Source organism: Ruminococcus sporogenes, from assembly GCF_054655175.1.
In genome coordinates, this window is sequence record NZ_BAAHOA010000001.1 from 175,815 (window position 1) to 195,266 (window position 19,452).

Consider the following 19,452-nt stretch of genomic DNA (forward strand, 5'->3'; position numbering starts at 1 on the left):
CAATGCATATAAGGAAATATATGTTGTTAAAACTGTTCGAAAATTGAAAAAATTTAGTTAAAATACATAGTGACATTAATTTGCGATAATGGTATAATAAAATAAGTATAAAATAATGGACGGTTTTGGATAAATATAGGAAATCGGCATTCGTTTTATATGTATAATTATCATGATATACTAATTTTATATATCTACATGCCCGGGGTTGCCGCGGCAGAATGGAGATCAAGATGCTGAAAAACTACGATATTATTATTGCCGGAAGCGGTACGGCAGGATTGTATACTGCGATAAATCTGCCGTCCGATATGAAAATTCTTATACTTTCCAAGCGTGAGCTGAAGCTTTGTAATTCTGCGCTTGCTCAGGGAGGTATTGCCGGAGTTTACAATTCGCCGGAGGATAATATTCAGCTTCATCAGAATGATACGATGATAGCCGGCGGTTTTAAAAATAATACGGAAACGGTTCATATTTTAGTTTCAGAGGCGGCTAAGGACATACAGGCTCTTATTGATATGGGAGTGGATTTCGACAGGACTCCGGATGGAAATCTTCACAGAACTCTTGAGGGAGGACACTGCCGTCACAGAATTTTTCATCATAAGGACGCTACCGGCTTTGAGATAGTATCGAAATTGCTTGATAAGGTAAAGAGCCTTCCGAATGTGGATATTCTTGAAAACACGTATCTTTGCGGCTTGAAAAAGACGTCGACCGGTTTTTCAGCGGATACCTGGCAAAACGGAGAAAGGCGTTCGTTTAACAGTCATTTCATGATGCTTGCCACAGGCGGTATCGGAAGGGTTTATGAATATACTACCAATTCCGCGATAGCTACCGGAGACGGTATAACCTTAGCCTATGAGATGGGGGCGGATATAAAGAATTTGAGTCTTGTCCAGTTTCACCCAACTGCGTTCAATAACAGGCATACAAGAGAATGCTTTCTTATTTCCGAGGCCGTCAGGGGAGAGGGCGCTTATCTTCTCAACAAGGACGGCGAACGTTTTATGCATAATTATGACGACAGGCTGGAGCTTGCTCCGAGAGACGTCGTTTCACATGCTATTATACATGAAAGCAGAAAGCTGGGCTCTACTGAATTTTATTTGGATATAAGCAGAAAGGATCCCGAATTTCTTAAAAACCGTTTTCCTATGATTTATAAAAATCTGCTTAAGCAGGGCTATGATCTGACTAAGGACAGAATTCCCGTATTTCCGTGTCAGCATTACCTGATGGGCGGAATTAATGTTGACAGCTTTGCAAGAACGGGCATTGAAAACCTTTACGCCGCGGGCGAATGCTCGCATACGGGCGTTCATGGCAATAACAGGCTTGCCAGCAATTCGCTTCTTGAGGCTCTCGTATTTTCGCGCAGGGCGGCGCAGGATATTTCCGAGAAAAGAGACGGTGTGTCAGATGACTTTGAGGACTATAAATTTGAAGAGCAGTCTGATCCCGCTGCAATTCCTCAGGGATTCAGAACTGAAATACGCCATATAATGCAGAGCAGTTATTTTGTTATACCGGATAAAAAGGCGGCTGTCGAAGGCTTTGAAAGGGTAAAGGAAATAAAGCGGGAGCTGACTTCAGGAAAGTATATGATAAATCCTGATTTTATAGAAGCGAAATCTCTTGCGACTATCGCATATCTCATTTTAAAGGAAGTTATATAGGAGAGGATAACGACTATGCTTAATCGGTTTTATGTGGATAATATTATTAATACGGCGCTTGCCGAGGATATTAACTATATTGACGTTACAACGGATAATCTTTTACAGGACGGCGACGTAAGCGAGGCTTATTTTGTTGCTAAAGACAGCGGAATTCTCTGCGGAATAGACGTTGCCGCCAGAGTTTTTGATCTTGCCGGCGGAAATGTTGAAAAGGAAATACTTCTTAAAGACGGAGCGCCGATAAAAAAAGGAGATTACATAGCTTTTTTCAGAGGAAGCGCCAAAACGCTTTTAAAGGGCGAGCGTACCGCGCTTAATTTGATTCAGCATATGTCGGGGATAGCGACGGCTGCAAATGAATGCGTAAAGCTTGTGGAGGGTACAAACGCCAGCATAGCCGACACCAGAAAAACACTCCCCGGGCTGAGAGCGCTTCAAAAGTACTCGGTTACGGTAGGGGGCGGAAAAAACCACAGGTTTAATCTTTCCGACGGAGCTATGCTAAAGGATAATCATATAGACGCCTACGGCTCTATCACCGGCGCGGTTTCGGCTCTTAGGAAGAAAGCCGGACACATGCTTAAGATTGAGGTTGAGGTAAGAAATCTTGAAGAGCTTGAGGAGGCTCTTGAGAATAAATGTGAGGTAATCATGCTTGATAATATGAGCGATGACGAAATGAAAAAAGCGGTGGAGATTACTAACGGAAGAGCGCTGCTGGAGGCTTCGGGTAATATTACTCTTGATAATATCAGGCAGAAGGCGTTGACAGGCGTCGATATTATATCTCTCGGAGCGCTGACTCATTCTGTTAGATGCTTTGATATATCAATGAAAATCAAATCCTGCGACCATAAATAATAAAGCGGCTTGTGACTGAAACGGCGTTGCCGCGGCAATACTTTATATATAACGACTACGACGGGAGGACGGCTTTACGCCGTATACAGAATATGCAGAAGAAGTTTTCATTAAAAAATAACCGTCTTGCCAAGACGATTATTTTAAGCGGAGCTATCCTGATTATTGTTGCGTTTGTAATATTGAGATACGAGGGATTTTTTTCGATTATCTCCAAAGTGATTAATATATTTCGTCCTATAATTATAGGAGGAGTTATCGCTTTCGCATTAAATCGTCCGATAAACTTTTTTCACGCAAAATACCGTACTCTGTTTTTCTGGCTGGGAGAAAAGCTTGGTGCAAAAAGAAAGAACCGCCGCAGAAAAAGTGCGAACAATACAGGCAGGGCGTCGTTTATATGCTCGTGCGTTACCACATATATAATTCTGATCGCTATAATAGTCGGAATTATTTGGTTTATAGTTCCTCAGATTTCTGAAAGTATTTCTATGTTCAGCGCCAATTTCAACGATTATACCAATAACCTTATAAATTTCTTTGAATCAAATAAATTCAGGCTTGATTATTTAATGGATAAAATAGACCTTGGAGATATGCTGGAAAAGGTAAAGGAAAAAATATCTGAGCTTCCGGAATATATACCGACGGTTTTGGCAAAGACAATGGATATAACAAGCGGAATAATCGGAACGGTTGTCGATACCGTAGTAGGCTTTGTATTTTCAATATATATCCTTATGGATAAGCAGAACCTGAAAAGACATGCTAGAATATTGACTAAATCAATGCTTAAACACAGATATAACCGATTTGAAAGAATTATCAGAATGGCATATGACGCTTTTTCCAATTTTTTAAGCGGTCAGCTTATGGAGGCGGTCATTTTAGGAATACTATGCTTTTTCGGCATGACCATTTTCAGATTTGATTATGCTCCTCTGATAAGCGTTATTATCGGCATTACAAATATGATACCGATTGTAGGTCCGATTCTGGGAACAATTCCATGCGCTCTTATTCTTCTTATGGTAAATCCCATAAAGGCAGTCTGGTTTGTGGTGTTCATTATAATAATTCAGCAGATTGATTCTAACCTTATTTATCCGAAGGTCGTCGGAAATTCCATAGGGCTGCCTGCCCTTTGGGTTTTGTTTGCCATCACCGTAGGAGGAGGTCTATGGGGTATACTCGGTATGATAGTCGGGGTACCGCTGGTTTCGATTCTCTATGCGGTTATGCGCCAGAAGGTTCATGAGGAAGAAGAAAACGAAAGAATATCAGAGAAAAGCGCAGATCCTTGAAGGTGAAGGATCTGCGCTTTTTATTATGCGTTTTCTGCTATAACCTCAGTAAGAAGATTGGGAGGCAGCTGCTCGTATCTGAGGAAATCAAATGTAAAGCTTCCCATTCCTCTTGTGGTTTGTCGGAGGTACATTATAAAATCATGCATTTCTCTGATGGGAACTTCTGCGGTAATTACAGTCGTTCCCGTTTCAGCAGGCTCCATTCCGGATACCCTGCCTCTGCGCTTGTTCAGCTCGCCCATAACGTCTCCGGTATTTTCATCAGGAACGCATACGTTTAACGAGCCAATCGGTTCGAGCATAACAGGATCGGCATTTTTAAGCCCTTCCTTGTATGCGAGCGAAGCCGCCGTTTTAAAGGCCATTTCTGAAGAGTCCACCGGGTGATATGAGCCGTCCAGCAATATAGCCTTAAGACCTACCACAGGACAGCCTGCAAGAACGCCTTTCTTGACGCATTCCTGCAATCCCTTTTCAACTGCCGGAAAATAATTTCTGGGCACCGCGCCTCCGAATACCTTTTCTTCAAAAATAAGCTCGTCGCTGACGCATGGCTCAAATTCTATCCAGACATGACCGTATTGACCGTGACCGCCCGTCTGTTTCTTATATTTTCCCTCTGCCTTCACCTTTTTGCGTATTGTTTCTCTGTAGGCAATCTTCGGAACTGATAATCCGATATCCACACCGAATTTATTCTTTAGCTTAACGGCTGATATTTCAAGATGCTGTTCTCCCAATCCGCTTAATATCTGTTCGTTGGTGTATGAGTCCGTATAGTATGATAATGTCTTATCCTCATCTAAAAGACGCTGAATGCCTGAGGATATCTTGCTTTCATCACCCTGTGCCTTGGCCTTAACAGCCATTGAATAGCAGGGTGAAGGGAAGCTTATTCTGCTGAACGTTATTTTTCTTTCAGGCGAGCAGAGAGTATCTGAGGTGGACGCTGATATTTTTACAGCAACCGCTATATCTCCCGCCTTTGCTTCGGATATTTCGTTTTGCTGTTTGCCCGTCATTCTATAAAGCTTGCCTATTTTTTCAGTTTCTCCCGTAGATGTGTTTATAACCTGGGAATCGGATTTCAATATTCCTGACATAACTCTGATATATGACATTTTACCTACAAAAGGATCGGAAACTGTTTTGAAAACGAACGCCGACAGCGGATCCTCCGATTTACAATTGGCTGTTACCGTTTTTCCGTTTTCAACCGCTTCTTTAGGCGGTACTTCGTCCGGCGACGGAAGCAGGAGAGTTATCTCCTTAAGCAGCATATCAACTCCTGAAAGATCGGATGATGAAACGCATACCACCGGAGTTATGATTCCCTTGTTCATTCCTGTGTGTATGCCGTTTATAAGTTCTTCCTGAGTAAACGGTTCGCCTTCAAAGAATTTATTCATAAGCTCTTCGTCCGTTTCGGCAACCGCCTCGCTGACGGCTTCGATCAGACCGTCTATACGGTAAACCATTTTCTCAATAGCCTTTGCAATAGGGAGGTCAATTTCCACGGCCTTTCCGTTTTCGTATTTGTAAACCTTCATTTCAATAAGATTAACGTAGGAAACTATCTTTTCGTTTTCTATAACCGGTACCACGATCGGACACACAGTAGGACCGAAAACGGTTTTCAGTTCAGTAAGAACATTATAAAAATTGGCGTTTTCGTCGTCTATTTTTGTTACGGCGAACATCTTTGATTTTCCGGCTCTGACAGCTGACGCATAAGCTTTTTTAGTACCTGTCTTAACCCCTGATTTAGCGGAAACGGTTATCATAACAGTGTCGGAGGCGTATATACCCTCCTCCATTTCTCCGGCAAAATCAAAAAGACCGGGAGTGTCGATAAGATTGATTTTAGTTTCCTCATAATCAAAGGATGCCAGCGCCGCGTTTATTGAAATTTTTCTTTTTATCTCTTCTGAGTCAAAGTCGCAGACAGTAGTTCCGTCAATTGTTTTACCCAGTCTATCGACTGCTCCCGCTTTGAAAAGCAGAGCGTCTGCAAGCGAGGTTTTTCCGGAACCGTTATGTCCGGCAAGAGCTATATTCTTTATTTGTTTCATCTCGGTAAATCTCCTTTAATAAAAATATACAATAAACTATATTTAATTATACAACTTTTTATTTATATTTTCAACTGTATTGGAAATATTCTATATAATCTATTAATAAACAAGCTTGGAGTTGTGCAATTTCCACAAATAACAGCAATGGCTTTATAAATACATGTTAAGTATTTTAGGGATTTCAGAGCAGCAGAGGTTTATGAAAGATATTATGTTTTCATATTTCATAATCAGAGGAGATTCAAAATCAGAAAATCCGGAAAAATAATTTTCTGTTATCCATTTTGTACCGTTTATTATTTCAATGCCGGAGATATAATCCTTAATACGGCAGCCGAATGATTGTTTCAGCATATTTACCGGATCGTTTTTAAAGGGATAACGCTTAGCCGTAATAGCGTCGCCTCCGTTAAGTTCGCGCATCATAAATCCGAAAAATTCTTTATCTTTCTGACTGATACCATATTTCATAGCCTCGGCGGCGCACTTTTCCCTAATTGTCTTAATAAAGATTTCATCAGTTATCAGATGAACAAGATAGCCTTTGTAAAGATCTCTTTCTTCGTTTTTATTGCAGTAATCGTCGGCAAAGTCTTTTAGTCTGCTGTGGAACAGATTCAGATTTTCAGGACTGAGAAAATCCCAATCGGGTATCCCGCTGCGCATATGCGTATACTTTTTCATTTCACGCACATAATTCTTTCTTTCATGGATACAGTCCGGAGCTATATTTCCCGCATAATAAAGCGGCAAACGCTTGATTCCCAGCATGTCATAGGTCGCGTCCGCAGCCGCTAAATGTATTACGACGCCTGCCATTATTTTTTCTCCTTGTAAAAAATATACCCCTGTGTAAACACAGGGGCTGTAGTTTATTTGGCATAATCAACCGCGCGGCTTTCACGGATCATATTTACCTTAATCTGACCCGGGTATTCCATTTCACTTTCGATTTGCTTTGCAATATCTCTTGCAACGATAACCATACGTTCATCGTTGATAACCTCGGGACATACCATGATCCTTACCTCGCGTCCTGCCTGAACGGCGTAGCACTTGTCCACTCCCTCGTAGGCATTGCAGATTTCTTCAAGCTTTTGCAGACGTTTTATGTAGTTTTCATAGTTTTCGCTTCTTGCTGCCGGTCTTGCGGCCGATATAGCGTCGGCGGCCTGGACTATGCAGGCTATTACCGTTCTTGGCTCAACGTCGTTATGATGAGCTTCAATCGCATGGATAACCTCAGGGTTTTCCTTATACTTACGGCATACGTCTACGCCTATCTGAACGTGCGAGCCTTCAATTTCAGCAGTAAGCGCCTTGCCTATATCATGAAGAAGTCCGGCGCGTCTTGCAAGGTTAGCGTCTACGCCCAGCTCTGAGGCAAGTATTCCTGAAAGCTGCGCAACCTCAATCGAGTGGTTAAGTACATTTTGACGGTAGCTGGTACGGAACCGCAGACGTCCGATAAGCTTGATAAGCTCATGATTGATACCGTGGACATTTGTTTCAAGAACGGCTCTTTCGCCCTCCTGTTTGATTCTGTATTCAACCTCGCGTCTGGCTTTGTCAACCATCTCTTCGATACGAGTAGGATGTATTCTGCCGTCTGAAATAAGCTTTTCAAGGGCTATTCTGGCGACTTCTCTTCTTACATGGTCAAAGCAGGAAAGCGTTATAGCCTCCGGAGTATCGTCGATTATGAGATCTACGCCGGTTAGGGTTTCAAAGGTTCTGATATTTCGTCCTTCTCGGCCTATAATACGGCCTTTCATTTCATCGTTCGGAAGAGGAACGACTGAAACGGTCGCTTCTGAAACCTGCTCTGCGGCACATTTAGCAATAGCCAGAGATATATAGCTCCTTGCCTTTTCGTCGCATTCGTCCTTTATCTGCTGTTCATAATTAGAAATCTTAACCGCCTTTTCATGAACAAGATCTCCGTCAAGCATTTCAAGGATATATTCCTTAGCCTGATCCTTTGTAAATTCTGAGATTCTTTCAAGGATATCCATCTGGCTTTTTTTAATGGTTTCAGCTTCCTTGAGCTTCTCTTCCGCATTTTTGATTTTATTCTGGAGGATTTCTTCTTTACGCTCCAGGTTGTCGTTTTTTTTATCAAGGGTTTCTTCTTTTTGCTGTATACGCCGTTCCTGACGGGAAACCTCCGAACGCCTGTCCTTAAGCTCCTTTTCAGCGTCGGAACGCAGCTTATGGATTTCGTCCTTAGCTTCAACAAGAGCGGCCTTTTTCTTTGTTTCGGCTTCTTTATCAGCGTCGGCAAGAAGTCTTTCAGCTTCCTTTTCCGCGGAACCCATAATAGATTCAGCCTGCTTTTGTCTGTAAGCGATTCCCTGCTTAAAACAGATAAAGCCTGCCGCCGCAGCGCCGACTATAAATGCTGCCACACAGCAAATAATTGCAATAGTAGTATTCATTGCCCGCACATTACCTCCTTTGAATTAGTTATAGAAATTGTACAATAACTTGATTACTCCGGCAGGATAATGTTGCCATAATTCTATTCATATTTTTATTTTCAACGTAAATCTTAGTTTACGTTATTCCGTAACTAACGGAAATCAGCCCCATTGCCGGAACTGTGCTGAGATGTAGTGGTTATAATAAATATCAGGACTTTGTTCATATAAAAAACTATGATTTAATTACAGCCGCATAAAAAGCCGCAGTAATAATTGTGCAAATTTATACAATACATTTATTTTATACTTTTTTTAGAGAATTGTCAAGCTATATTTTGCGGTCAGACTGCTATTTACAAAATATTTATGATTTTGAACATATTTTCGACTAAATTCGGAAAAATCAGGCATTATAATAGTAGTATTATAAATATATCAGTCAATTTACAGATTAAACGAATTATGTATAATAAGGGATCATAAAGGAAAAACTAATAACGATAACCGCATATGCGTATGCGGCGGAAAGGAAGGAAAAATATGGTAACACAAAAGGAATACAGCGAAATGAGCAAAAAGGCTTCTCCTAATTCGAGAAGCTGGGTAAATGTTCCTGTGGCTTTTCTTATCGGAGGAGCTATATGTACATTAGGCGAAATTTTTTTGAATATTTTCACTAAATTCGGATGCGCCAAGGAGTCCGCAGGCGCATGGGCTTCAATTATCCTTATTCTTTTAAGCGCTATATTGACCGGATTCGGTTTATATGAAAAAATCGCCAAGCATGCGGGAGCGGGAACACTTGTGCCTATAACCGGTTTTGCAAACGCAGTCGTATCTTCTGCGCTGGAATCGAAATCAGAGGGCTTTATTCTGGGAGTTGGAGCTAAAATATTTACGATTGCCGGTCCCGTAATATTATACGGCACAACCGCGTCTGTTATTTACGGTCTTGTTTATTACCTTTTTGTGAAATAGAAAAAAGCCGACTAAAATAGTCGGCTTTAATATTTTTTATTGTAAGATAACTAATTTTAACAATTTGTTAACATTTTATATCTTCGAATATGCTATAATAATTAAAACAATATTAATAATAAAATAAAAAAAGAAAGGATTTAGAATGGAAAAGAGTAAAAAATCAAAACATTTTTTATGGTAATATTTGGAATAATTTTAAATACCGCTATAATTATTGTTACTACATATTTTTGCCGTTCGTTGAAATTGGAGGAAAAAAAAGCCAAGGAATATATCTCCGATAATGAAGTTTCTGTTATTGATTTCAGCGGTATATTCATTTTTGAATCCGAAAACAAAAATAATAAAGAATAAAGTTTTAAAGTTCAAAAAATATTCATAAAATAGCGCATAAATGTTAACAATTTTTTAATATAATATACAAATAATATTGCTAATATATTAACAGAATAAATAACAGGAGATGGTTTATTATGAAAAAAGGCATATCATTAGCATTGGCGGCGGCAATGGCTTTAGGTTCATTTATAGGCTGTGTGAATGTAAGCGCCGAAAATACCGCGGAAGCTTCTCAGGAGATTATGGAAATCACTACTGACAGCGGTTTTACTATCGCGGCCGAACAGGCAGAGCAATTTGAAAATGCCGAAATTTTGAGCGAGGAATTTACAAATCCGGCAAGCAATATTTATGAATTAAGCAGAACCTACAGATTAGAGGACGGAACGGTTGCGCACGATATTTTAACGGTCACTGAAAATATGACTCGGTCTGCAAACGGAAGCAATACCGTTACGCGTCAGACGGACGCAAGCAATTTTTCAACCGTTTACATATGCGCCAGCTTTGACTGGTATACCTCCGGTCTATGGAGCTATGTTCAGTGCAGCAGTATGACGGCTTATCATGTTGATAAGGCTTCTAACGTGGGATGCGAAAGGTTTATCAAATCAAAATCAAATGGGTATATTAAGTCGGGGAAAGCTTATGCTCAGGTAAATTATTATTTTTATAATGTAAATATACCTGTTCAGTCCAGCAGCGGTACGTTTAAGATTACATGTACTGACTCCGGAACGATTTCCGATAACGGTTAACGGGGTGATTTCATGAAAGCCAAATTAAACTATAAAGCGGCGTTTTTGATAATACTTGTTATTCTGATAAATGCGGCGGTCATTATAGCTACGTCTTTATTGTGGAAATATTTTAACTCGGAAGAAAAGCGGGCTGAGAAATTTCTTTCAGGCAGAGGGATTTCAACAGACGAGCTGGGCGAAATGAAATTTGAATTTGAATCGGAATACAGTTTTAAGGACGGTGAAACCCGTAAGATCAAAGGTACTGAGGTTTATTACTGGAACGGAAGGAAATTTGTGCCTGCTTCAGAATTTTTGAAAGGATATGATGACTGATGAAAATGTCCGTTAAAAAAACTGTTGTTTTTATTGCCGTAGTTATAGTTACATGCGTTGTTTCCGCGGTAATGACCTGTATAGTTAGCGGTATGCTTGCTGAAAATAAGGAGGATAAAATGCTGATTTCGCTTGTAGGAGAAGATAGGGCGGATAAGCTGGAAAGCCGCAGCTATACGTTTTCGAGAACCTACATATTAAAGGACGGAACGGTTATTGAAGGTTCCGGCGGCGCCGGAAACGGTACGTTTCAAATTAAATAAAGGCAATAAAAATCCGCACAGAACAAAGTGAAGCTGTGCGGATTTTTTATTAATCGGTTTTTCCGAGAATAATTCTTCTTAGGCTTATAACGTCGAATATATTGATAAAACCGTCATTGTTTAAGTCTGAAACTGAATATTGATCGTATGTAAATTGCTCTTTTCCCGTTAAATAATTATTAATCAGAACGAGATCGGCGACAGAAATTTTTTCATCAAAATTTATATCGCCCTTGATATGGCCGTCTGACTCTTCGCCGGACGTAGCCGGAACGGAAATCGTAGTAGTAACCGTTGAGGTTGTTGTAACAGGTACTGATGTTGTAGTAACGGTAGCGATAACATGCTCTTCTGCAAGCCATTTCTGACAGCTATTACCGTTTACCGTCCATTGACTAATGTTAGCTCCGCTTGATTTATCGGCATTTGCCGTTTCAATTGCGGCTGCGTCCTTGGATGCTCTGGTAAGTATATAATATGTACCGTCCGGATTTTTTACAAATTTAAAGAGGTGAGAGCTTGTTTTATTATTTGTGAGAATTTCAGCGTTTGCGCCGTTTTCTCCGCTTCCTCCGGCGATATTCAGATAATATGTCCTGCCGTCGGCAAGCTGCGATATAATATAGTAATAGCCGCCTCCGAATTCCTTTAAAGTCCATGTGTTATGCGATAAAGGAGAATCCGCGCCCCATTGCTGAACGTTGGCGCCGTCCTCTGCCGCGCCGTTTTGGACCTCCATATAGAGTCCGCTGTTTGAATTTTTGAACATATATAATTTTGATATATCCATTTTACAGCCTGTATCTTCTACCTGAATTAATTCCCATTTCTGTGAGGCGTCGCTGTTTTTAACAGACCATTGTACGATACTTGCCCCGGAGCTTTCCGAAGCGGAGGATACCGCAATACAGCTTTTGTCGTTCGAAGCCTTGGTAAGTATGCAGTATGATCCTTCGTTATTCCTGATAAATTTGAATTGCTGTGCGTCCGCCTTGGTATCGCTGTAAATCTGAATATTTGTTCCATTATCCGCGCTTCCGTTTGTTACGTCAAGCAGATAGGTTATTTTATCACCAATCTGTGAGTAAAGATAATAATAGCCTTCGCCGGCGGATAAAACGCGCCAGGTGTTATGAGAAGCGGCGGAATCCGCGCCCCATTGCTGAACGTTGGCACCGTCCTCTGCCGTGCCGTTTTGGACCTCCATATAAAGTCCGCTGTTAATATTTTTTATCATGTATACTGCGCCTTCGCTTAAAACCGCGGGAGTATATTCTTCCGCTGCGTATTCTGAATCGAAACTTTCTTTTAAAAACGGAGATTCTATAGTTTTGATTATAATAGAAGAAAATTCTTCATCGGATATATATTTAAGCTCGGCAAGAGAAACGGCCGTTCCGGCATAATTCATGCAAAAATCCTTAACGTCGTTTTCTCCGCTCTGATTGTAAGCGGATAGAAGAGTATAACCGTAATTGGACGATGGACGCCATGCGGTTTTTTTATAATCTCCGCTGATTGTCAGTTCATAAGGTGTCCCGTCTCCGTTTTCTGTTTTATCGGTAAACGATCCGCTGTCGGCAAATGAAGCGTTTGAATCTATCGAAACCTCCTGATCCCAGTATCCGCTGGATTCCTTTTGCATTTTTTCAAAACGGTTTGATTCAGAATAAACAGTGGAGCCTTCTCCGCAGATAATCTGACAATTGCCGTCGTTTTCTTCGGAGGTCGTATTTCTGACGTGGAAATTATTGTAGGTGTGCAGACTGCCGTTTCCGACCTGAGGACATCGTCTTATACATGAATCCCATACGTTATACATAACTGATGTGCGGCAGCGTCCGGTTTCGGTATTCTGTGTTCCGTAAGCGACGGTCCAGTATCTGTTTGTAAATGTGTTGTATGAAAGGGTGATATAATCCGGACTGCGAAGTCTGTCCTTTGCGTCCATATAGGATTCATAAGGAGTATTTATCCAAATGAATTTTCCGACCTCGTCTCTGTTTTTCGGCAAGGTACTGTTGAATGTACAGTGATCTATCCATATATTTCTTGACGACCATATCTGTATCAGTATTTTATCTTCATTTTTCCATGCTTCAAAGTCGATATTTCTGAATATGATATTATCGCTGGGTTCGTCGCCCTCATTGCCGTATTCGTTATTTGTTCTTATCATGCAATCCTGAATTCTGTTAGCCTGATAAGAGCCTACGACCGTTTTGTTATCTCTTACTCTCAGATATCCCATGCTGCTGCAATCAATGTTTCCGTTTACTACAATAGTGAGAGGCTCTGCCGAATCCATTGCGTTTTTTAGATCTTCAGCATTGCCGACATAAACGGTTTTGCCCAGCAGTCCTCCGATTGCGCAGGCTTTTTCACCCTCATTTACCATGCAGTTTGCGGCAAATCCGTTAAGACCGTAACAATTGAGCTTCCATTTCTGTGCTCCGTCGCCTGTATAATCTGCAAGAGAAACGGCGTTTGAATTTTGATAATATGTAATAGCTTTTCCGGTTGAAATATTTGTTATTTTATAATAAAGATAATAACCCTCGAAATCCTTATCGGTTCCTGTTATATTCCACCGGGCGCTTACAGAGTCTTCCGGAGATACTGTAAGCCCGTTCTGTCCCGCGGTCAAATATTGACCGTCGGACATGCTGCAAATATTGTATACGCCTTCTGAAATATAATTTATACTCCAGTTCTCCGTAACGGATCCGGAGGCTTTTTTTGCGTCGAGTGCGGTTCCGGATAAATTAAGGTTACGGTCGGTTGTAAAAGCGGAGAAATTTACCGCCTGCATCGGATAAGAAAGCGCGTCCGCCGATGTTACATGATTTAAGGCTTGCGGAAAAAATCCGAAAACAGCCGTAAAGACCATTATTAATGAAAGTAAAATGGATTTAAACTTTTTCATAATTCCCTCCCGATATAAATAGCCATTGACTTTAATCGTTTATATTTTATCATGAATTTATTGGGGAAACAATCGAAAAAAATGATATTAACTAATATATTATGACTTTTTTCATGAAATGTTTTTCTGCGTTTGGATTTTTTTGTTGACATTGCTATAAATATTAGCTATTATATAATTATAGAATAATGCGGGGAGGGCTTGATTTGGGTGATGAAAATAGGAAACGTATTGCCGTGCTTATGGCGGATCTTCAGTCTGAATATAACCGCAAGATCATGGAGGGGATCATAAGACAGGCAAATATCTTGAATTATGACGTCATGGCTTATTCTATGTTTTCCAATCATGATATTGACTATCCCTTCCAGACGGGAGAAGAAAATATATTCGAGCTTTTTGATCCCGATAAGGCTGACGGAATAATAATATATTCGGAATCGTTTAGGAAAGGGGAAGTAAAGGAAAAAATAACGTCCGTATGCCGCGGATCAGGATTGCCGTATGTTGAAATGGATAAGTATGACGGCAGTGAATTCAGGATATGGAACGACCGTGAAATTTTCAGCAGGCTCGTATCTCATATGATTGAAATTCATTCGCTGAAAAAGATATATTGCCTTACCGGATATAAGGGCTGTCATCAGTCGGAAAATAGGCTTGAGGGCTATCGGGACGCAATGAGAAGGCACGGTATACCGGCTAAAAGAGATTGGGAATTTTACGGGGATTTCTGGGAAAAATCCGCCGAGGAGCTTGCGGAAGCTATTTGTTTCGGTAAAATAGAAAAGCCGGAGGCGGTAGTCTGCGCTAACGGCGGCATGGCCGTAAGTCTTACAAACGCTTTGATTGAAAGAGGCATAAGAGTTCCGGAGGAAATTGCGGTTGCAGGCTTCGATTCGTATACGGGCAACGCTCTTAATACGCCTACTGTAACGGCTATGTCTGATATAAATTATAATCAGGGCATTAAAACCGTATGCTTGCTGCATAAAAGAATTACAGGGGAGGTATGCGAGCAGTATGAGCTTCATATTGAAGCGGTAGAGACCGGGGGAAGCTGCGGATGCGGCGAATCTGAAAGCCGTATGTTTAAATGGTATAGGAAAGAGCTTGCAAAACAGATGGAATATTTCGATCTGCTTCAGTCAAGCAATATGATGCAGCAGATTTCGGAGCAGGAGAATTTACAGGATTTTGCCGGAGTATTAAGCGGGTTTACATATCTTATAAGAGGACTGAAGGAGCTTTACGTCTGCATATGCGACGACTGGGACGGTATAAACAATACCGGAAGGAGAGGCTACAGCGTAAATGGATATTCTGAAAATATAATAATGTTTCACCTTACCGGCGATAGCGGAGGGTATAGTATCATGCCGCTTGACAAGGCGTTCTCGGATATATGCGGAGGGAAAAATCCGTCGGCATATTATTTTGTTCCGCTGCACTTTAAAGACAGGCGGTTCGGTTTCGCAGCGGTTGAATTCTGTAACGGTCAGTATTCCTTTGACAAACAGTTTTGGACGTGGACCGATAACGTCAGCGTGGCTATAGAAACAATCCGAATAAGAAATTATATAAGGCGTTTCAGTGAACGCATACACCTTACGGCGGTGAGAGATCCTCTTACCGGTATATATAATCGCCGCGGCTTTGAGGAATTGTCTTCTGAAATGTATGAGCAGGCGATAATAAACAAGGAAAAATTCATGATGATTGCGATAGATATAAATAATCTCAGCGACATAAATCTTGAATTGGGCTGCGGCTTCGGAGACGATATAATTATAACGGTAGCGAACGCTGTAAACAGTAGCTGCCGCGGCAATGAAATATGCTGCCGCTGCGGAGACGATAATTTTTATATTATAGGAAGCATGGATTATAAAAACGGCGCGGCAGAGGAGCATATAGCCGTTATAAAAAAATATTGCGCGTCGAATCGATCTTTTATAGAAAGCGGAATGAATATAATTCTTGACGCCGGTTATTATTGCGGCGAGGTGGGAGACGGCTTAGCTCTCTCGGATATAATAAGGAATTTGAATGAAACTGTTAAAAGAAAGCGTATGGAAGGCAAAAGGAAAACGACTTATCTTAAAGGCTTTTTCGATCTGAGAAAGCGTATATATGAAAATCCGAAAAAAAAGTGGAGCGTGGACGATATGGCTCAGTCTATGGCGTTGAGCCGCGCATATTTTCAGCGGCTCTATAAACGCGAATTTGGAGTAAGCGTCATGAAGGACGTTATCACGGCGAGAATAGCGCTGGCAAGAAGGCTTTTAGTCACTGACAGAAGCAGCGTAGCGGAAATAGCGGTGATGTGCGGATATGAAAGCGAGATTTATTTCATGCAGCAATTCAAAAAGGAAACCGGCATGACGCCCACTCAATACAGAAAGGGCGAGCTTTGAGAAGATAAAAAGCCCGTTCATTTAGAACGGGCTGATTTTATTCATTATTTTCGTCATTTTCCGGATCTGTCAGTATAGTGAGCCGTATTTTCTGGATTTTCTGTTCCTTGACGGACATAACGTGCATTTTGAATGCTCCGCTCTGAGCCGTTTCGCCTTCCTTTGCGACATGCCCGAGAAGCTCCATTACCCATCCGCCTATCGTATTGCCGGCGCTTTCAATTACGTTATCAGGCAAATTTAAGTTCTCCAGCATATCGCTTATATTAAGCTCTCCTGAAACCTCATATTCGTTTTCGCCGGTTTGAATGAAATTATTAATTATCTCGTCGTTTTCGTCATAGATTTCGCCTACAAGCTCTTCTATTATATCCTCCATAGTAATTATACCCTTTGTTCCGCCGTATTGATCGAGGACTACAGCCATATGCGTTTTGTTTTTCTGCATTTCCTTCAGCGCCTCGCTTATAAGCTTTAGATCGGAAAGATGAATAATATCCTGTATAATTTCCGTTATATCCTCCTTATTTTCATCCATCAGTCTGAAAAAGCTTTTGTTTGTTATTACGCCTATAATATTATCAACGTTTTTTTCATAGACGGGCAGACGCGAATACATTTCAGTCAGAAATAATTCTTTTATTTTATTGAAATCCTCGTTGCGTTCTATTGCGACTACGTTTACCCTCGGTATTAAAATCTCATCGACTGTAATTTCGTCAAACTCAAGTGCAGATCTCACCAGATCGCTTTCCTGCTCTTCAAGAACGCCCTGTTCCTCGATTTCCTCAATCATATACTTTAGCTCGTCTTCGGTTACCGTAGGCTGTTCATTTTTAGGCTTCATGAAATTTTGAAGTATTTTAAAGAAAAAGACTACCGGAGTCATAAGCTTTATGAGAATCCAAAGCGGCTCTGCCATAAAGAGCGCGACGCTTTCCGCATGGCTTTTTGCATATGATTTAGGAGTTATTTCACCGAAAATAAGCACAAGTATCGTCATGACCACGGTTGCCGCGCCTACTCCTCCGGAACCCAGAATCTGTGTGAAAAGCACCGTGCTTATAGATGTGGACAGTATGTTTACTATATTGTTGCCTATGAGTATTGTTGTTAGGGCGTCGTCAAACTTATTTGCTATCTTCAGAGCCTTTTCGGCACGTTTGTTTCCCTGCGAGGCGTAATTTTTTAAACGGATTTTATTTACGCTGGAAAACGCCATTTCACTTCCTGAAAAGACTGCCGACATGATAATCAAAATTATTATAATTAAAATTTTATACATTTTTCCTCCTGAATTTATGTAAAAACTCTCATTTTATATAATATCATAATTATATAAAACTTTCAATAGCGAAATTATAAAATGTGGTTATAATAAATACTTGGATTTTTCTTAGAAATATGTTATTATATAAAGGGCTGAGTAAAAACGGCGTATCAATACCGGAAAAACTATGTGTAAAAGTAATTTTAGGAGAATAAAATGTCTGAAAAATCAAGTAAAAGAGCCGCTTCCGGATTTTCGGAAAGGCTTAGGAAAATTTTTATAAAATATGAGGAAGCGCTGACTTATATATTTTTCGGCGCGCTTACGACGCTCGTTTATTATATAGCAAGATTCGGCTCAAGAATGCTTCTTGGCGAAATAAGCGGAGCTGCGATGATAGCGACGGCAATTGCGCAGATAACCGCGATAACCTTTGCTTTTATAACAAATAAGAAGTATGTATTTAAGAGTAAAACGGAAAACGCGGGACAGGTTGTCAGGGAAGCCGTTTCGTTTTATATGGGCAGGGGGATTACGTTTCTTCTGGACATGCTTATAACTTTTATATTCGTTGAAAATCTTTCAGGATTATTTATAAGAATTTTAGGCCTCGGTAATATAAATTATTCGAGCGGACTGATGTCAAACGCTTTTGTCAATAAGCTTATGGGTTCTCCTGAAAAGATGAATGAATTTATATGGACGATGCTTTCTCAGGTGATAATACTTATTCTTAATTACTTTTTCAGCAAGCTTTTCGTATTCAGAAAAAAATCTCGGAAGGAGGACTGTGTAGAAAATGAACAGTATTAAATTGAAAAAATCGTTTGTTTTTACGGTTTCCTTTTTCGTGTTTTCATTTTTTTTAGGATTACATTTATCAGCGGCGGAGGAAAGTGAGATTTATATTGTCTCACAGCAGGACAGCCGGTTTGAATATACCGGATTATCCTCAGGCGGCGTAAAGATAAGGGCGACGGAAGGAACTGCTTTAATAGGAAGCGTTTCTTTGCCGGCTTCTCTTGACGGGCAAAACGTTACCGCTATATCCGAAAGAGGTTTTATAGGTCAGAAGCTTATAACAGAGCTTGTTATACCGGAATCTGTTACTTCAATAGGCGGTTCCGCGTTTTCAAACTGTCTTTCCCTGAGCAAGGTAAGCATAGAAGGTAAGCTGACTGATGTGGGAATTTATCCGTTTTATGCTTCTCCGTTTGAAAACGGTCTTGAAAAGAAGGGCGATTTTGTTATATTGAACGGAGATATACTCTATGATTATACCGGCGCTTCATCTGATATTAAGATACCGGAAGGCATAAGGGTTATTTCCGGTAATCTTTTTACATATTTCGAGGCTCAGAGAGATTTTGATATAAAATATGTTACTTTTCCGGACAGCGTGGAATATATTTGCTCCGGCGCGTTTTTTGACTGCAATAATATAGTTGATATAACTCTCGGTACAGGCGTCGCCGACATAGGAATAAATGCTTTTACGTCGTCCGGCATGACCGTGTCGGGCTATTATGAAACCTATGCGCAGACATATGCGTCTGATCACGGTTATAAGTTTGTACCTCTTGTTCCATACGGAGAAATCGGGGAAACGCTATATACGGATTTTGAAAAGGGTTTCCGTCAGTATTATTTTTCTGACGAGGAAAGCTTCAGCCGCGACGGAGTTTTTGTCTACAGGAGAAATTATAACGGTGAAAAGGTGGAAGTAACCGACTGGACATACTCGTCAACGCCTAAGGAGCTTTATAAAAGCAATAATTGAATGACATAAATTTAAGGGACGCCGCTTTTAAAACGGCGTCCCTGAA

15 protein-coding genes are annotated in these 19,452 nt (G+C 40.6%); 10 read left to right on the plus strand and 5 right to left on the minus strand.

Translation table 11 applies throughout. The features are described 5' to 3' along the window. Positions 1-233: 233 nt before the first annotated feature. The 3 genes from ACYQ0N_RS00910 (at position 234) to ACYQ0N_RS00920 (ending at position 3,853) form a co-directional block, all read left to right on the plus strand. Positions 234-1,685, plus strand: coding sequence for an L-aspartate oxidase (locus tag ACYQ0N_RS00910; protein ID WP_460162157.1), 1,452 nt, complete (start codon positions 234-236; stop codon positions 1,683-1,685). Between the two features lie 15 nt (positions 1,686-1,700). Then, positions 1,701-2,549, plus strand: coding sequence for a carboxylating nicotinate-nucleotide diphosphorylase (nadC, locus tag ACYQ0N_RS00915; protein ID WP_460161622.1), 849 nt, complete (start codon positions 1,701-1,703; stop codon positions 2,547-2,549). Between the two features lie 92 nt (positions 2,550-2,641). Beyond that, positions 2,642-3,853: an AI-2E family transporter gene (locus ACYQ0N_RS00920; protein ID WP_177532241.1), complete on the plus strand. Its 1,212-nt coding sequence runs from the start codon at positions 2,642-2,644 to the stop codon at positions 3,851-3,853. Between the two features lie 23 nt (positions 3,854-3,876). On the opposite strand, the gene fusA is transcribed toward ACYQ0N_RS00920, so the two are convergent. The 3 genes from fusA to rny all read right to left on the minus strand — a co-directional run bounded on the left by fusA (position 3,877) and on the right by rny (position 8,369). After that, positions 3,877-5,928, minus strand: a complete 2,052-nt coding sequence (gene fusA, locus ACYQ0N_RS00925) for an elongation factor G (protein ID WP_460161623.1) — start codon at positions 5,926-5,928, stop codon at positions 3,877-3,879. Positions 5,929-6,081: 153 nt separating this feature from the next. Beyond that, positions 6,082-6,750, minus strand: a complete 669-nt coding sequence (locus ACYQ0N_RS00930) for a hypothetical protein (protein ID WP_460161624.1) — start codon at positions 6,748-6,750, stop codon at positions 6,082-6,084. Positions 6,751-6,803: 53 nt separating this feature from the next. Continuing rightward, on the minus strand, positions 6,804-8,369 hold the full coding sequence (gene rny / locus ACYQ0N_RS00935; RefSeq protein ID WP_177532244.1) for a ribonuclease Y: 1,566 nt from the start codon (positions 8,367-8,369) through the stop codon (positions 6,804-6,806). Between the two features lie 525 nt (positions 8,370-8,894). On the opposite strand from rny, the gene spoVAC reads away from it, so the two are divergent. The 4 genes from spoVAC to ACYQ0N_RS00955 all read left to right on the plus strand — a co-directional run bounded on the left by spoVAC (position 8,895) and on the right by ACYQ0N_RS00955 (position 11,013). Then, a complete protein-coding gene (gene spoVAC / locus ACYQ0N_RS00940; RefSeq protein ID WP_177532245.1) occupies positions 8,895-9,332 on the plus strand; it encodes a stage V sporulation protein AC in 438 nt (145 codons plus the stop codon). A 476-nt stretch (positions 9,333-9,808) separates the two neighbouring features. After that, on the plus strand, positions 9,809-10,432 hold the full coding sequence (locus tag ACYQ0N_RS00945; protein ID WP_177532247.1) for a hypothetical protein: 624 nt from the start codon (positions 9,809-9,811) through the stop codon (positions 10,430-10,432). 12 nt (positions 10,433-10,444) lie between these two features. After that, positions 10,445-10,750 carry a hypothetical protein gene (locus ACYQ0N_RS00950; protein ID WP_177532248.1) on the plus strand — a complete coding sequence of 102 codons (306 nt, stop codon included), beginning with the start codon at positions 10,445-10,447 and terminating at the stop codon, positions 10,748-10,750. After that, positions 10,750-11,013, plus strand: a complete 264-nt coding sequence (locus tag ACYQ0N_RS00955) for a hypothetical protein (RefSeq protein WP_177532249.1) — start codon at positions 10,750-10,752, stop codon at positions 11,011-11,013. The genes ACYQ0N_RS00950 and ACYQ0N_RS00955 overlap by 1 nt, the downstream gene beginning before the upstream one ends. Before the next feature lie 49 nt (positions 11,014-11,062). Here ACYQ0N_RS00955 and ACYQ0N_RS00960 read toward each other — a convergent pair whose 3' ends face one another. Next, on the minus strand, positions 11,063-13,939 hold the full coding sequence (locus ACYQ0N_RS00960) for an RICIN domain-containing protein (RefSeq protein WP_460161625.1): 2,877 nt from the start codon (positions 13,937-13,939) through the stop codon (positions 11,063-11,065). A gap of 206 nt (positions 13,940-14,145) precedes the next feature. Between ACYQ0N_RS00960 and ACYQ0N_RS00965 the strand changes: the two genes are divergently transcribed. Beyond that, positions 14,146-16,356 (plus strand): AraC family transcriptional regulator, encoded by a 2,211-nt coding sequence (locus ACYQ0N_RS00965; protein WP_177532251.1) that lies wholly within the window; start codon positions 14,146-14,148, stop codon positions 16,354-16,356. Between the two features lie 37 nt (positions 16,357-16,393). Here the strand turns inward: ACYQ0N_RS00965 and ACYQ0N_RS00970 are convergent, their stop codons facing one another. Beyond that, positions 16,394-17,641, minus strand: coding sequence for a hemolysin family protein (locus tag ACYQ0N_RS00970; protein ID WP_177532252.1), 1,248 nt, complete (start codon positions 17,639-17,641; stop codon positions 16,394-16,396). A 201-nt stretch (positions 17,642-17,842) separates the two neighbouring features. On the opposite strand from ACYQ0N_RS00970, the gene ACYQ0N_RS00975 reads away from it, so the two are divergent. Together ACYQ0N_RS00975 and ACYQ0N_RS00980 are read left to right on the plus strand one after the other, a co-directional pair. After that, a complete protein-coding gene (locus ACYQ0N_RS00975) occupies positions 17,843-18,439 on the plus strand; it encodes a GtrA family protein (protein WP_460161626.1) in 597 nt (198 codons plus the stop codon). Then, positions 18,426-19,406: a leucine-rich repeat domain-containing protein gene (locus tag ACYQ0N_RS00980; RefSeq protein WP_460161627.1), complete on the plus strand. Its 981-nt coding sequence runs from the start codon at positions 18,426-18,428 to the stop codon at positions 19,404-19,406. Before ACYQ0N_RS00975 ends, ACYQ0N_RS00980 begins: the two co-directional genes overlap by 14 nt. The last annotated feature ends 46 nt before the right edge of the window (positions 19,407-19,452 follow it).

Excerpts from the sequence above, each read along its gene's own strand:
- ACYQ0N_RS00910 (WP_460162157.1), top strand. The coding sequence starts at position 234 with ATGCTGAAAAACTACGATATTATTATTGCCGGAAGCGGTACGGCAGGA.
- nadC (WP_460161622.1), top strand. The coding sequence starts at position 1,701 with ATGCTTAATCGGTTTTATGTGGATAATATTATTAATACGGCGCTTGCC.
- ACYQ0N_RS00920 (WP_177532241.1), top strand. The coding sequence starts at position 2,642 with ATGCAGAAGAAGTTTTCATTAAAAAATAACCGTCTTGCCAAGACGATT.
- fusA (WP_460161623.1), bottom strand. The coding sequence starts at position 5,928 with ATGAAACAAATAAAGAATATAGCTCTTGCCGGACATAACGGTTCCGGA.
- ACYQ0N_RS00930 (WP_460161624.1), bottom strand. The coding sequence starts at position 6,750 with ATGGCAGGCGTCGTAATACATTTAGCGGCTGCGGACGCGACCTATGAC.
- rny (WP_177532244.1), bottom strand. The coding sequence starts at position 8,369 with ATGAATACTACTATTGCAATTATTTGCTGTGTGGCAGCATTTATAGTC.
- spoVAC (WP_177532245.1), top strand. The coding sequence starts at position 8,895 with ATGGTAACACAAAAGGAATACAGCGAAATGAGCAAAAAGGCTTCTCCT.
- ACYQ0N_RS00945 (WP_177532247.1), top strand. The coding sequence starts at position 9,809 with ATGAAAAAAGGCATATCATTAGCATTGGCGGCGGCAATGGCTTTAGGT.
- ACYQ0N_RS00950 (WP_177532248.1), top strand. The coding sequence starts at position 10,445 with ATGAAAGCCAAATTAAACTATAAAGCGGCGTTTTTGATAATACTTGTT.
- ACYQ0N_RS00955 (WP_177532249.1), top strand. The coding sequence starts at position 10,750 with ATGAAAATGTCCGTTAAAAAAACTGTTGTTTTTATTGCCGTAGTTATA.
- ACYQ0N_RS00960 (WP_460161625.1), bottom strand. The coding sequence starts at position 13,939 with ATGAAAAAGTTTAAATCCATTTTACTTTCATTAATAATGGTCTTTACG.
- ACYQ0N_RS00970 (WP_177532252.1), bottom strand. The coding sequence starts at position 17,641 with ATGTATAAAATTTTAATTATAATAATTTTGATTATCATGTCGGCAGTC.
- ACYQ0N_RS00975 (WP_460161626.1), top strand. The coding sequence starts at position 17,843 with ATGTCTGAAAAATCAAGTAAAAGAGCCGCTTCCGGATTTTCGGAAAGG.
- ACYQ0N_RS00980 (WP_460161627.1), top strand. The coding sequence starts at position 18,426 with ATGAACAGTATTAAATTGAAAAAATCGTTTGTTTTTACGGTTTCCTTT.